The following is a 14609-nucleotide window of genomic DNA, read 5'->3' on the forward strand; positions in this document are numbered from 1 at the left end:
ATGGCGCTAGAATTAATCTCTTCGGCTAAGTGTTTTGAGGGTACTCAGCTCAGATACAGCCATTATTCGCAGGCATTAAATTGCGATATGAATTTCTCATTGTTTTTGCCACCGCAAGCTGCGCAAGAAAAGGTGCCAGTGCTTTATTGGCTATCTGGACTTACTTGTACCGATGAAAACTTTGTGACTAAGGCGGGAGCTCAACAGTACGCCAGTAAATACGGCTTGGCACTAGTTGCGCCTGATACCAGCCCACGTGGGGAAGGCGTTGCAGATGATGCAGAAGGTGCTTGGGATTTTGGTTTAGGGGCGGGTTTTTACCTGAATGCGACCCAAGAGCCTTATAAAAAGCATTACCAAATGTACGATTATATTGTGCATGAACTGTATGCGTTAATCGGTGATAATTTTTCAGTAAACCCTCAGTTGTCGTCAATTTTTGGTCATTCGATGGGTGGTCATGGCGCTATAACGATTGGGATCAAAAATCCTAATAAATTTCAGTCAATTTCCGCGTTTGCCCCGATTGTTGCGCCAATGCAAGTGCCTTGGGGGCAAAAGGCCTTTTCAAATTATTTAGGCGATGATAAGGATGCTTGGGAGGCGTACGATTCGTTGGAGCTAATTAAGCAGAGCCAAGCAAAGATCCCGCCAATATTAATCGATCAAGGTTCAGAGGATGCGTTCTTAACAGAACAACTAAAACCAGAATTACTGCAAGCTGAAATTAAACAGAAAAATCTGGATATCCAACTTAATTTACGGCTCGGTTACGATCACAGCTACTTTTTTATTAGCAGTTTTATCGAATCTCACTTTGCTTTTCATGCTGATAAGTTAGGCGTGCGCTCGGTTTAATACACTTAGCCTTAACTAATTCGTTTTGGGCTTAATCGTTGCAAAAGATTTTTTGAAAGGGGCAGAGTTTTATTTTGCAAACTGGCAGCAATAACTTCTGCACAGAGTAAGGTTAAATTTAAACCGCGAGTACCGTAACCATAGTTAAGCCAGATAGTTTGCTGCTCTGAGTTTTGGTAAAAACCGCAAAAAGGAAAGCGATCAAAAGATGAAGCGCGTATTCCAACTTTTGAACTGCATTTTTGGTTAGCCGGAAGCGCTAATCCTAATTCTTGATTGGCTAACTCAATATTTTTTTGGTTATCTGCCGGCCAAACAGACTCATCCAGGCTGTTATCAAAGCTAGCACCAAGATGCCATTGTTCGTCTTCTTGAAATAAATGCCCTTGATAATTAATCGGTAAATCTAGCCTATAGGGCGCTTTAATGCTGGTGAGTTGACCTCGCAGCGGCATCACCGCTGGCAGCTCACTTAATCCCAAGTTGTTTAATAGGCTACCATGACCGCTGGCAATAATCAGGCAATCAAATCCGCTTAATTGATCTAAAGAGGTAATTTTATGATTTAGATGAATGTGCTTTGATGGAATTGTTTTTAGCCAATATTCGCAGAGTTTTTCGCCGTTGATTTGGATCGCGGGGGATAGCAAAGCTTTTCGCTCGACGGTTGTTGGCCGAGGCGTTTTATTCTCTATGGAAGACCATCTAAGTTCCGAGTGCAGTCTATTCTGGTATAGCTCCAGATATTGCTGTAGCTGATGATCAGAGTATTTTTCGTTGGCAAGCTGTAACACCTGTTTTGCATCAACCAGTTCCGAATGCTCAGCAAAGAACTGCTGTAGCCGATAAAACCCAGAAAAAGTTAGTTGGCTAAAACTGTTGTGATCGATGGAAAAATTAGGGCTTGCCAATAGTGCCGGCATTTTTGATGCACCACTGGCTAGCTTTGAGCCTTGTTCAAAGATTTCTACCGCAAACCCAGCTTTTTGTAGCACATAAGCGCTGCTACAGCCTGCTAGGCCGGCGCCAATAATGGCAATTTTTTTGGTTGGCTTTCGCGTTTCTAAATAACTGCTGGCGAGATTAGGCTTTGGCGTGGAAAGTTCTTTTTTGACAAACTTAGCCGTAAGCATTTCGCGCTTATGGCCAAAACCTTGGCGCTTGATCACTTCAAAACCGTAGTATTGCAGCATTTTTCTAACTTGCGATGCTGCGGTAAAGGTAGCAACGCTACTGCTTTGCGTGTTGTTGGGATCAGAAGCATTAGCCGAGTGAGAGTGCAGCGCCATAAAGTGCCATAAACCCTTGTGCCACATTTGTGGGTTTTTACTTGGAGCAAAGCCATCTAAAAACCAAGCATCAACGCTAAAGCTAGCATTAACCGCAATTTCTTTTAGTGCCTGCTCTAATGGAAAAAACAGTAGATGTAGAGTGATCTTGCTGCTTATTTGAATTGGATAAACGCCGGGCAAAATAGGCGGATAATCGGTTAGTAGTTTATCAATGATATTAGCAATAAAAGGGTTTAGCAGCTCTTTAAGTTTGAGCTGCTGATAGATTTTACTAAGATCATCTGGCTTAATCGGAAACTGCTCAACCGAATAGTAATCGAGCTTGCCATTAGGGTTAGTTTGCTCCCATAAACTGGCACTGAGTAAAAAATTTAGGCCGCTACCAAAGCCCGTTTCAAAAATGGTGAATTGCTTTGGCTGCTTAGAAAACCGCTCTTCGAGTTGATTGCCTTGTAAAAAAACGTATTCAGATTCTTCAATGCCATTATGAGTATTAAAATAGATATCATCGAAAGCTGTTGAATAGGGCGCTAAATAGTTTGAACCGTTTCGTGCTATTTGGCGCCATTCGAGTTTTGCAGGTTCGACAGCTTGAAATGCATTGTGCATTGGAGAATATCAAACAAAATTATTTGCTAATAAGGCTGATAAACTCGTTGCGCGTTTTTTCCGATTTACGGAAGAGCCCGAGCATGGTGGAGCTGGTCATCACCGAGTTTTGCTTTTCGACACCGCGCATCATCATACACATATGCTTGGCTTCGACAATGACTCCAACGCCAGCTGCATCGGTTACTTGTTGAATCGCTTCGGCGATTTGCTTGGTTAGGTTTTCTTGAATTTGCAAGCGGCGAGCGAACATATCGGTAATTCTAGCCAGTTTAGATAAGCCAATGACCTTACCTGTTGGTAGGTAGCCGATATGAACTTTACCTACAAACGGTAACATGTGATGCTCGCACATAGAGTACAGTTCAATATCTTTAACAATCACCATAGAGTCGTTATCCGACTCAAAAATTGCATTATTAACCACTTCATCAAGATTTTGTTCATAACCTTTAGTTAAGAACTGCATAGCCTTAGCGGCGCGTTTTGGGGTGTCTAAAATACCGTCACGCTCTACATCTTCGCCAATCTCAACAAGGATATTATGGTATAGATCAGTTAGTTTTTTGCTCATGCGTGATCCTAAAATTATATTCCAAAAATAATTACTGGCTTAATTTTAAAGGAAGACGCTAAAATACCCAAATATTTATAGCAATTCTTATTAAGAAAATGTTGGAAACGCCAAAGTGTCTTTATTAACAGTTCTGGCTGATGAAAATATGCCCATGGTTGATGATTTATTCGGCAGCTTTTGCTGGATCGAGCGAAAATCTGGGCGTGATATATGCCGTGCTGACTTAGCCGAAGTAGATATTCTATTAGTCCGTTCAATTACTCAGGTTGATCAAGAGTTATTACAAGATACGCCTGTTAAGTTTGTTGGCAGCGCTACTATTGGGCTTGATCATGTCGATGTTGATTATCTAAAACAACAGGATATTCAATTTGCTTATGCTGCAGGTTGTAACGCTCAAGCAGTGGCTGAATATGTGTTAACGGCGATTGCCTATTGGGCGAATAAGCGAAGTGTAAATTTAGCCAATGCTACTGTAGGTATTATTGGCGCTGGCAATGTTGGCAGCCAGTTAAGCCAGTTGTTACAGCAATTAGGGATCAAATATCTACTAAATGATCCGCCGTTAGCAGCAACTTCTGACTCGAGAGACTTCGTTGAATTGCAGGACATTCAGCACTGCGATGTGGTGACTTGTCATGTTCCCTTAAAAATCGATGGCGAATATGCCACACAATACCTAATTGATAGTGACTTTTTGCAAGCTATGCAAGGGGGCTCATTGCTGGTTAATAGCTCTCGCGGTGCGGTGGTAAATAACCAGGATGCGCTCAAATTTAAAGCATGGAACCAAGGTGTTGATTACATCTTTGATGTTTGGGAGGGCGAACCCGATATCAACCAAGAGTTATTGGACGCCTGCCTGCTAGCAACGCCACATATCGCTGGTTATAGTCTTGAAGGCAAAGTCAGAGGAACTTATATGCTGTATCGCCAATTACGGGATTGGCTGGGTAAAGAAACCGGTATTAGTTTAAGCTCTAAATTGCCTCGAGTAACAAAATGGTCACCGCCTAAGTATCTAGAAGACTTGCATCAAAGCTTAATACATCATTATGATATTCTAGCGGACGACCAAGCGTTACGCGCAGCTAAAAATGGTTTGCCTGATACTTTTGACCATTTAAGAAAAAACTATAAGACTCGGCTTGAATTTTGGAAAGAGCATTTTGATGGGGCTTATTGATAACAGAGCTTTAGTGATAGAGCTACTGACAAAAATCTAGTAGAGTATTTAGAAATTATAAACGCAATAGATAATTGAGTAAGGGGATTAAAATGGTGGGTGCAGGTGGAACGAACGGTGGAGTTTGGCAATTTTTTGTAGGCTTAACCATGATGGTGGTTGGCTTTTATCTGTTATTAAATTCAATTCATATACATTCGCAATTTGGTTTTGGTACACGCCTTATTAATATTTCTGCCTTTGGCGGCTTTGGCATTACTTCCGGCATGATTATGCTCCCTTTTGTTGCAGGAGTGGTGATTCTTTTCTATAACCATCGTAACTATTTCGGCTGGTTTCTTGCGGTAGGTTCAATTTTGGCCTTAATTTTCGGTGTGATTGCTTCTTCGCAATTTAGCTTTAGACCTATGAGTGCTTTTGATTTAATCGTGATTTTAGTACTTTGTTTTGGTGGCGCCGGGCTATTTTTACGATCGCTGTTTCCGTTGAAGAAATAAGCCGAGCTTGCAATCAAAATTGCTGGTTTAAAGTTGGCTGCCCTAAAAACCACCACCAGTTTTAAAGCCACCACCGCCTGATGAACCGCTACCGCCGCCCCAGCCAGAAGGAAATTTAATGCCGCGAGGTATTTTGATTCGTGGCATATTTCGACCAATATCTCTAGGAATATTAATATCGCCAGGAATGCCGATGCCACCATGCCTTTGAGTATAACGACGACGTTGGAAGCGCTGGCTACGCTTAAAGATACGCCAAAGTTCTTTAGCATTGACTTGATCACTTACAAATTGACGTAGAATGCTCGACAATACATCGCCATCTTTAAAGCCAGAATTATAGGCATCATAATCGGCCCGTTTAAACTTGCGGCGCACTTCTTTCAGCTCTTCAAGCTTACGATTAATGCTACGATGAGTGCCTTGCAAGCTAGTCATATCGTTTTCCAGTTGCGATTTGCTGTCTCGCAATACGGCTAGCTGATTAACCAAGTGATCATCGCGCGGCGTATCGGTTAAACTGGCTTCATGTTGTAATTGCGGGATCGGATCGGCCTTAAAACTTTCTATCAATACGTCAATAGCTCTAGCAATATATTTATCGGTTCCTAAATTAAAAGCTTCCCGCTCTTTAACCAGCGCTTCAAAAGATTCTTCTTGCTGAGTAATATTTTTATCAATGTCAGCGAGCAGATTACGTTCAGTGTCTGCTTGTGATTCTAGGGTTTCTGCTCCTGCATCAAGCTCGGCCTGCCGCTCCATTTGTTGCAGTTTGGATAACTCATCTTCTGCTTGTTGCTGTAGGTTTTCAGTATGTTCGGCTAATTTCTTGGGTATATTATTAAGCGTGAAAAAGTTAATTCTAGCCTTATCAAAACGAATATGATCGGCTAACTTTTTATCAAAAAAACGAGTAATAAACCTAGCGTCATATTTACTGGTTCCGTAATGACGCTGCCATAAATACATAAAAATTTTATCGTCGCGATAGGGCTTACCTTTTTCTTCAAGCTCTTCTTGCGCCTGTTCAGTTTTAGCGCGAGCATTCGCCGCCATATCAACTAAGTCTTGCGCTTTTAATTGTTGTTTTTGGTATTTGGCCGATTCCGCCAAAGTGCTATCCACTTGCGCTAACAGGTTTTCCAGTTGCTCGATAACTTCGTCTAGTTTTATCGCCTGCTGACCACGTTGGGCGTCCAGCTGCATCTGAGTTTCTTGTGATTGACCGATTTGCTTAACAAGGTGTTGAATTTGATCGTTTCTTTGCAATAAGAGTTGTGTAGCTTGGCGCTCGGCATAATCGAGTTGTTGGGATAACTCATTCGCCTGCAGGCTATCAAGGCGCATTTTGGCTAACTGCCGATAAGTATCGGATTCCTGTTGTCGCAAGCCAAGCAGCTTTTGTCCAAAGCGCTCGAGATCATAATCCGTTTGCGATAAGTGCGAGCGAATTTTTTGTAAGCTCGAATCAATATCCGAAAGGGCTTGGCGGCCTGAATACATCTATTTTTAATTCCTCTATATTGGCTAAATTACCAACGGGTAATGGCTTTGCCGGTGGTTGGAAAACGGTAATCCACTTCCAAAACACCAACGGCTTTTGAGCCAAAGATATTATTTTGAACTATGCCATCGTCACGCTTATCACGAGCAATTTGATCAAAAACTGCGCGCTCCACTCGCAATGCCCATTTTTTCACACGACTGACTTTGCCAGTTTCTTCGTTGACTATGGGCAAAGTCAGTGCTTGACCATTTTTATCAATTGCCTCAACGATTATGTAATAGTTTCTAGCGCTCTGATTAATTTCTGGTTCGCGCCATAAGCCAGTTTGTTCGCCATGACGATAAACGATTTGTAGTTGATAACTTTGCTGTAGATTTTCAATCAAATCTTTTAGATCGCTGGTGACATTATTGGCTGCGTCAAAATCGAAACCTTTAATCGCCGCTAGGCCATTTTGATAATAGTTATTGGCAAGATTTTGCCCGCGAGGGCTGCGCGCTATATCTTTGGCTTGTGAGTAGAGGTTTTGCAGTTCGTTAGGCAATAAATTGATTTGATGCAAACGCTTGATGGCGGTTTCGGCTTTATCCAGTTGCGCTTTGGCTTGGCCTAGCTGATATTCTTGACGATCCACTTGATCCATGGCCAAAGCACCGGCTTTTTTAAATTCATCACCGTCAAAATCATCTTGTTGGCGCAGCGGTCTTGCAACATCGATATGGGTTGCCGCCGTTTTGAGAAGCTGAAAAGCATTTTGTTTTTGCCGCTGATATAAACCTTTCAGTTCGCTATCTTGCGGCTCGCTAGCGCGGTTAAGCTCTTTGACTAGGCCATCTAGACGCGACTGTAGCGATTCTTCGGAAGTATTGGCTTGGATGATACTTTGGTTTAAAGCATTGGCTTGCTTATTAAGCTCCATTTGTTTGGGTAGGGTAAAAACCGCCCATGAAATCAGCCATGCCAAACCTGTAATAGCTAAGAGGGCAGCAAACCCTTTGGCCCATTTACCACGATTGATGTAGATATGTGCTAACTTGGTGAAAAAGCTTGCTTTTGGCGCTTGGTAAGTGAAGCGTTCATCTTCAATTGCTTGAATGGCTTCTTTGATAGTGGCATCACTAACCTCAATCCCTTGGCTGGCGTAAGTTCTTTTGACCTTTTCAAAGAGTGCTTTTTCCCGTTCAGCTTCACTTAATTCTTGTTCGACGATCCGATCGCGATGGCGAATGGTATCGGCAATATCCATAGCCAACATGACATCCGACAAAGGGATGTCATGTTTATTATTGGTGTTTTCGGCCATTAACGATCGAGTAATTGAACAATTAAGCGTTAATAACTAGGGCATTACCACGGCTAGCGAGTTCGGCTAGGCGGCGTTTGCCGTCTTCCGCGGCTAGACGTACTTCCTCGGCATTGCGGGTAGCTTGCTCGCGCATCTCTGCGATAAGGTTGGTCGAGCGCTCTTGGAAATTCACTATGGAATCCACTAATCGTTTTACCGACTCTGCTTTAATGGTCGCGCCATAACCTTCTCTTAAGGCTTCTTCTTGCACTTTATCGCCAACTTCGCCTAATACTTCTAGGCTTTCATTGATGCCTTCTTTCATGTTTTTTAAGGTTTCTGTGGCTTCGTGCAAGCCGTGTAAGCCGGTAAAGGAAGCGGAAAGGGCGGTAAATACGGTTTCATTGGTTCCAAAGAAAGTCACCGACTGCGAATAAACTCGTTCTTTAGCATTGGTGGTTTGCAGTAAGCGGGCCATAACTGCTTCAGAAGTATTGTAGGAAATGGTCAAGTTGTCTGAAAGATCTTTTGCCACCTGATAGCGTTCATCAGAGTTTTGTAATTCGCGTAATCGCTCGTCACGAGCCAACTCCAAACGTGCTATGTGTTCGCGATCATCATTGGTGTTGGTTTCAATATCTTTGGCGGCATTGCTCAGATTAGTTTTTGCATCTTCAAGTTCAGCATGAGCTTTTTTCAAAACATTCAGCGCTAAGACTTCGGACTCTTTTAAAGCTCCACGAAAATCACGGTAAGCATTTAAAATAATTTGTTCACGCTCGATTTGATCTTTGGTATCGGCTGCGACTTCAAGATAAGTCTCTTTGATATCTTCGAAACGGCTAGGAATATCGCCACGTGTCACCTTCATCCATACGTTACCGATGCGTTCCATCACGTCAATTTTGCCATCTTCAAGTTGATCGACCATGCCTTTAGCATCGTCGCGAATAGAATTGAATTTTTCAGTAATACCTTCGTAACGTTCGCCAATGCGCATCGCTTGGATCTGCTCGCGAACAACTTCATTAAACAATGAAGCTTGGTTAAGAGTACGAGCAATGGCGATGGTTTTTTCTTCGTCCAAGTCGGATATTTTGTTGATCAAGCTAATAACCGGCGCTTCGTCAGTTTTTTCCGGAACCAAACCAAGATCTCGTAATTTCGACATGGCTTTATCCAGGTATTTCATAGGCATAGCACTAACTTGCTCAAGGGTGTTCGACATGGTTTCCTCCTAAGAACTTAAAGGTTCTCCTAAAATGATGACGCAAATTCCTCTAGCCACCTTTTAACGGTGGTTAAAGGATCCCTGATTGATATCTTAGATATAAAGATAATTTCTTGATAATACAAGGGTTTCGGTGAAATTAGGACAGAATTTTACTGAAATTTAATAGAATTTCACATTGAGTAGCGATCTAAACTAAAAAGTATTACTAGGCTTTGATTTTGGTTAAATAGCGATCCAATTGATTGGCAAAGGCCATGCGGTCACTTTTACCAAGCGGTGGCGGCCCGCCTTGAGATGCACCACTGGCTTGCAGTGTTTCACGCATCGAGTCCATAAAATCGCGCATATTAAGGCGAGCGCCGATATTGCCTTGGTTAAACAGTTCGCCGCGCGGACTTAGCGCTAGAGCTCCTTTTTCAATCACTTCCGCCGCCAAGGGTATATCGCTAGTAATGATTAGATCACCAGCTTGGCAGCGCAAAACGATTTCGTTATCGGCTACATCAAAGCCTTTAGCTACTTGAAAGGATTTGATATTGGCAAGAGCAGGAACCTTGATTGGATGATTGGCGATAAAGGTTAATCGAATTCCAGTTCGGATCGCGGCTTTGATTAAAATCTCTCGGATCACTAATGGACAAGCATCGGAATCGACCCAAATATTCATGCGTTACTACCCAAGTTTAATATTAACGGTATAAGCATTATTTTTTGCGTAAAGGCGCAAGACCTTCTTCGCTAACGCCACCAAACTTTTTCTTCGGTTTGTTGCTGCTCATCTGATCTTCTGGCTCTTGTTTTGCTTTTTGTTTTTTTGCCAGCTTTTTTTCTAACCGTTTTTTCTCTCGAGCGGTTAAGTTTTTGCCGCTATTTCGCTTTCCTTTGGTGGCAGCTTTGCCATTGGCCTTGAGTTGTTTCGGCCCTGTATAGCTACCAATCAAGGCTTTTACTAACCGCTTTTCAAACTTGGTTTTTAAGTATTTTTCAATGGTTGCCATTAGATTCCATTCGCGCGAACTAATCAGTGAAATGGCCAAGCCTGATTCGCCCGCACGTCCGGTACGGCCAACCCGATGAATATAATCATCGCCATTTTGCGCCATATCAAAATTAAGCACTAGATCCACGTCCTTAATGTCAATGCCGCGTGCGGCTACGTCGGAAGCGACTAGCACTTTAAATTTTCCGTCACGAAACTGCATCATAATTTGATTGCGCAATTCTTGTGAGTTATTGCCATGTAGGGTGCCAGTTTCATGCTTGTGGTACTTTAACAAACCGCCTAAACGATCCACTTGTGACTTGGTGTTGCAAAACACAATCGCTTTGCGATATTGCTCATGGCTTAGCAACCAATGGGTCAATTTTTCTTTATGCTTTAAATCGTCAGCCGGAATAATTTGTTGACGAATTTGTTGCTGTTGATCTTCAAAGCTATTGAGCTTTAGGATTTGCGGTTTATCCAATAGTTGAGTCATTATCTGCTTGAGACCATGACCATTCATGGTGGCAGAAAAGAGCAACGTTTGTCGCTTAGTAGAGCAACTATCAGTAATCGCCGTTACGTCTTCGCTAAAGCCCATATCGAGCATTTTGTCCGCTTCGTCTAGGACCAGATATTCGAGCTTATCCAGTTCGGTAGCGCCGCCTTTGATGTGATCCAAAATACGCCCTGGGGTGGCTATTAGCACTTCCGGATCTTTACGCAACATGGCTCTTTGATACTGCATTGAGGCGCCACCTGTAAGCGAGCCGGCTTTGATGCTGGTAAATTGTGCTAGCTGTTCAAATTGCTTTTCAACTTGCCGTGCCAATTCGCGAGTCGGCACCAACACCAAGGTTCGGGTTCCGCTCTGATTACTTGGATTTTCTAAGATCTGATGCAATATCGGCAAAAGGTAAGCAGCAGTTTTACCCGAGCCTGTTTCAGCGCTGGCAGCTAAATCCTGACCGCTTAAGACTAGTGGTATGGCCGCAGCTTGGATGTCAGTGGCTTGGTTGAAGTTAAGCTTGCTAAGAGTCTTTTGAAGCTTAGGGTGCAATTGTGAGAACAAAGTTTTGCCTTGGTGCAAAGATAATGGCTAATTTTATCAAGAATTTGGATAGCTGTCAGAAATACTCTGCCATTCTTCAGTCAGCTTGCAGATGAACGTGGGGTTAGGAGCGGCTTGAAAGTCGCTTCAAGTCCATTGAGTTTAATTTCATATATCAATGCTAATTGCCTTCCAAGTTTATTGTCGGGAAACCCTTGGCCGTGAAACCAAACTAAATAAGGCTCTGGTAGTTCCAGTAAGCGCCGCCCTTGGTATTTGCCAAAAGGCATCACTTGGTTAACTGCGTTGACTAATTCTTGTTGATTGTTTTTTAACATATGGCAATTGAGCACAGATGCTTTTATGATGGTTTTAAATATCAGATCTTACATAGGTACGCTTGAGTATGAAATCGATTTTTAAAACAAAAATGTTAGCCATTGCTATTTTAGCGGCGCTAACCGCCTGCCAACCGGAGCAGTCGCAAACAGCGAAACAAACGATGCCAGAGGGTGCCGAGAAACCTAAAAAGGTTATCGACAATCTTGAAGAAAAGGTGATTGCGGCAGTGGGTAAGCTGGATCTCAAGCAACAAGCTGAAACTTTAGCCAAAAAATATATTATTGCGGATTTGCATGTGGATGTGCCTTATCGCCTGGAAAATAAGTATGAAGATGTGTCTAAGGCAACCGAGTCTGGCGATTTCGATTACCCTCGTGCCAAAGCTGGCGGTTTAACGGCACCTTTCATGTCGATTTATGTGCCGGCCAAGATTGAAGCTGAAGGCGGCGATTCTACTGCAGTAGCTAATAAGCTGATTGATAGTGTTGAAGCCATTGTTAAGCAGTCGCCGGATAAGTTTGCATTGGCATACAGCGTGGCTCAGATGCAGGAAAATTTTCAAAAAGGACTAATTTCGCTACCTATGGGCATGGAAAATGGCTCGCCAATAGCTGGCGATCTAAGTAATTTAGAGCACTTCTATAAGCGCGGTATTCGTTATATCACCTTATCCCATTCGCTGAGCAATCATATTTCCGATTCATCGTATGATGAAAAGCGCCCTAATAATGGCTTGAGTGACTTTGGTAAAGAGCTGGTGATGGCCATGAACAAGGCAGGTGTGATGGTTGATGTATCACACATTTCTGACAAGGCATTTTTCGATGTGATGGAAATAAGCAAAGTGCCGGCGATAGCTTCGCATTCTTCGGCGCGTCACTTTACCCCAGGTTTCGAGCGTAATATGTCCGACGAAATGATCGAAAAGCTTGCCGAAAATGGCGGTGTCATTTTTATTAATTTTGGCTCGACTTTCGTTTCCCAGAAGTCTATTGAAAATTACAATAAATTCAAGGCAGCGCGAGATGTTTTTCTAGCGCAGCATAAACTTGAAATGGATGATCCAAAGGTTGCTGAGTTTACACAGTCCTATAGAGCCAAAACGCCTTTTGAATTTGCCAATCTAGAAGTCGTATTGGATCATTTTGACCATGTGGTTAAGTTGGTTGGAGTAGAGCATGTGGGTATAGGCTCTGACTATGATGGTGTTGGTGATTCCTTGCCAACAGGTTTAAAGGACGCTTCGACTTATCCTAACTTAATTCAAGGTTTGTTAAAAAGGGGCTACTCAGAAGCGGATATTGAGAAAATTCTATCGGGAAATTTAATTCGAGTTTGGGAGCAAACAGAAATTTTTGCTAAAAAGTATTAAATTTTAGTCACTAGTTTAATCGGAGTTGGTAATTCTATAATTAAGACTATCTGCTTGGTGGTGCTCTGACAATGACTCTTAATGTAAGCTAAGAGTCATTGTGATTGCTTATCTCAAAATTAAGTTTTCTTGTTTCATTTCTAGGACTTACTCAATTGGGTAGGGGCCTAGAGTGGATGCATTAAAGTTGATGGATACGTCCCTATAGTTATCTAAGACTCTTGCAGATAAACCACTACAACTACCGCTACCACATGGTTGTGGTCCGGTAGCTGGAATATTGCGATTACGCTGCATATCGTAGAGCCCAATGACATAGTTGGTGCTACTGCTGGTTGTTCCAGACACTGTAAATAAGCTTTTGTGTAGTAGCACCGAGTCGTCAGGGCTAAACAATATTTGCAAACTTTGCCCCAAGGTATTATCACTAAAGCGATTCCTGCCGTTAGCAAGATCTTGAACAGTCAAAACGCTGTTAGTAGTTGTGAAACTATTATGGCCTGCAACTACACCATGTAGACAATCAGGAGAAAAGGCAGCCCCTCTTATGCCTGTACTAACATTAAAGGTTTCACGGAATAGCAGTCGGCCACTTTCATAAAAAGAGGCTGTTCGGTTTTCGCCACTGCCTGAAATGACTAGACTTCGGCTTTCACCACAAGTCACGGCTGTTGGTGTGGAGATCAGCAGTTGGCTAGTGATATCAATAAATTGGCCACTTTCTCTGCCTTTGATGATGAAGTCATAACTTGGACTAGTTAAGGTATCAACTTGCGCTTCGATGCTGGCTGGTCCAGGTACGAACTCAGTCGGCAAAATGACATCTAAAGAGGTTGATGATGGACTGGGATCGCGAATTGGACCTGAGTTACGACTATTCTGTTGAATAATCAGGTTAGAATTGCTTGAGGATAGATTACTGCCTCTAGCTCTTAATCTTTCTCCAGGGTAAACGTCATCAACTGAAGTTATCAAAGGTCTTTCTTGAACATTGATCGCGAGAGTTTGGCTGACGCTCAAGCATCGGTTACGCGCGGTTAAGCGATATGTACTATCGGTTTCGGGAGATACCTCAATAGATGAACGACCTAAAACACTGAGGCTACTGCCTCCAATAGTGTTTAATGTGAGTTCTTCTGAAGGTAATGAAACTGTCCAGTTTAAGGTAACCGCTTCACCTGCTGTAATGTCTGTATCTGATGCATTAAAGGAAACGATACTAGGCCTGGTTGGCGAACCTGTTACTTCGAACATAGGATCAAGGGTTTGTGTTTTACTAAAAAAGCCTATTAAAGTGCAGCTGCCTGAATTTTGTCGAATGATTAGTGGTCCTGAACTAGCGCCAGGTGGTATTACTGCGATAATGTCTTCGGGCTCTGTTCCTGAGGCTAAGCTAACATCCGTACTCGCGACGCCATTAAAGGTAACTGAGAAGGTGCCGCAGCGATGCCAACGTTCAGGATCTCGCTGGATGTTTACTTGCTCACAAATTTCACCAGAAGTCGGAGCGACCCCTGAGAATCTAGGTACGCAAGCAGTTATCGGCAATGCTAAACAAAGTAAAAAAAAACGACAGGAATAGATTGCGGAAAAACGCTTAGATAAGTTGTCAAAATAACTCATTATTTACCCTCCGTGAATTTGAACATTCCATGGAACTTTAGATATTTAATATACTAGGATCGTTTCAGCTATCGGTTTAATAAGTGGCTTTAAAACGATATTAATGCAATCAAATTTCAACATATAAGGATACTATAGGAGGATTATTAAAGATAATTACCACTTATCAAATTGTAAATAATTTCTATCTTTGA

General features: G+C 42.4%; 13 protein-coding genes. 4 read left to right on the top strand and 9 right to left on the bottom strand.

Annotated elements, in window-relative coordinates:
* Complete coding sequence (gene fghA, locus NFS34_RS08610) at positions 1-858, top strand: S-formylglutathione hydrolase (protein ID WP_251359624.1); 858 nt, start codon at positions 1-3, stop codon at positions 856-858.
* Positions 859-869: 11 nt separating this feature from the next.
* On the opposite strand, the gene mnmD is transcribed toward fghA, so the two are convergent.
* Positions 870-2759: a tRNA (5-methylaminomethyl-2-thiouridine)(34)-methyltransferase MnmD gene (gene mnmD / locus NFS34_RS08615; protein WP_251359626.1), complete on the bottom strand. Its 1890-nt coding sequence runs from the start codon at positions 2757-2759 to the stop codon at positions 870-872.
* A gap of 19 nt (positions 2760-2778) precedes the next feature.
* A complete protein-coding gene (gene folE / locus NFS34_RS08620; RefSeq protein WP_251359628.1) occupies positions 2779-3333 on the bottom strand; it encodes a GTP cyclohydrolase I FolE in 555 nt (184 codons plus the stop codon).
* Positions 3334-3448: 115 nt separating this feature from the next.
* Here folE and NFS34_RS08625 point away from each other — a divergent pair, with 115 nt between their 5' ends.
* Positions 3449-4522, top strand: coding sequence for a 4-phosphoerythronate dehydrogenase (locus NFS34_RS08625; protein ID WP_251359630.1), 1074 nt, complete (start codon positions 3449-3451; stop codon positions 4520-4522).
* A 92-nt stretch (positions 4523-4614) separates the two neighbouring features.
* Positions 4615-5019 (top strand): hypothetical protein, encoded by a 405-nt coding sequence (locus NFS34_RS08630; protein WP_251359632.1) that lies wholly within the window; start codon positions 4615-4617, stop codon positions 5017-5019.
* Between the two features lie 42 nt (positions 5020-5061).
* Here NFS34_RS08630 and NFS34_RS08635 read toward each other — a convergent pair whose 3' ends face one another.
* The 6 genes from NFS34_RS08635 to NFS34_RS08660 form a co-directional block, all read right to left on the bottom strand.
* Positions 5062-6522: a hypothetical protein gene (locus NFS34_RS08635; RefSeq protein ID WP_251359634.1), complete on the bottom strand. Its 1461-nt coding sequence runs from the start codon at positions 6520-6522 to the stop codon at positions 5062-5064.
* 29 nt (positions 6523-6551) lie between these two features.
* Positions 6552-7829: a DUF6384 family protein gene (locus tag NFS34_RS08640; protein ID WP_251359636.1), complete on the bottom strand. Its 1278-nt coding sequence runs from the start codon at positions 7827-7829 to the stop codon at positions 6552-6554.
* Positions 7830-7851: 22 nt separating this feature from the next.
* Entirely contained in the window at positions 7852-9039 is a 1188-nt protein-coding gene (locus tag NFS34_RS08645) for a hypothetical protein (protein ID WP_251359637.1), read from the bottom strand.
* 211 nt (positions 9040-9250) lie between these two features.
* Complete coding sequence (locus NFS34_RS08650; protein WP_251359638.1) at positions 9251-9712, bottom strand: YaiI/YqxD family protein; 462 nt, start codon at positions 9710-9712, stop codon at positions 9251-9253.
* A gap of 37 nt (positions 9713-9749) precedes the next feature.
* Positions 9750-11099, bottom strand: a complete 1350-nt coding sequence (locus tag NFS34_RS08655; protein WP_376707977.1) for a DEAD/DEAH box helicase — start codon at positions 11097-11099, stop codon at positions 9750-9752.
* Positions 11100-11179: 80 nt separating this feature from the next.
* Entirely contained in the window at positions 11180-11416 is a 237-nt protein-coding gene (locus NFS34_RS08660) for a DUF3820 family protein (RefSeq protein WP_251359640.1), read from the bottom strand.
* A 68-nt stretch (positions 11417-11484) separates the two neighbouring features.
* Between NFS34_RS08660 and NFS34_RS08665 the strand changes: the two genes are divergently transcribed.
* A complete protein-coding gene (locus tag NFS34_RS08665) occupies positions 11485-12792 on the top strand; it encodes a dipeptidase (protein ID WP_251359641.1) in 1308 nt (435 codons plus the stop codon).
* A gap of 147 nt (positions 12793-12939) precedes the next feature.
* Here the strand turns inward: NFS34_RS08665 and NFS34_RS08670 are convergent, their stop codons facing one another.
* The gene (locus NFS34_RS08670) at positions 12940-14415 is read right to left on the bottom strand and encodes a hypothetical protein (protein WP_251359642.1); all 1476 of its coding nucleotides are present in this window, start codon (positions 14413-14415) and stop codon (positions 12940-12942) included.
* Between the last annotated feature and the right edge of the window lie 194 nt (positions 14416-14609).

The organism is Kangiella sp. TOML190 (assembly GCF_023706045.1).
GTDB lineage: Bacteria > Pseudomonadota > Gammaproteobacteria > Enterobacterales > Kangiellaceae > Kangiella.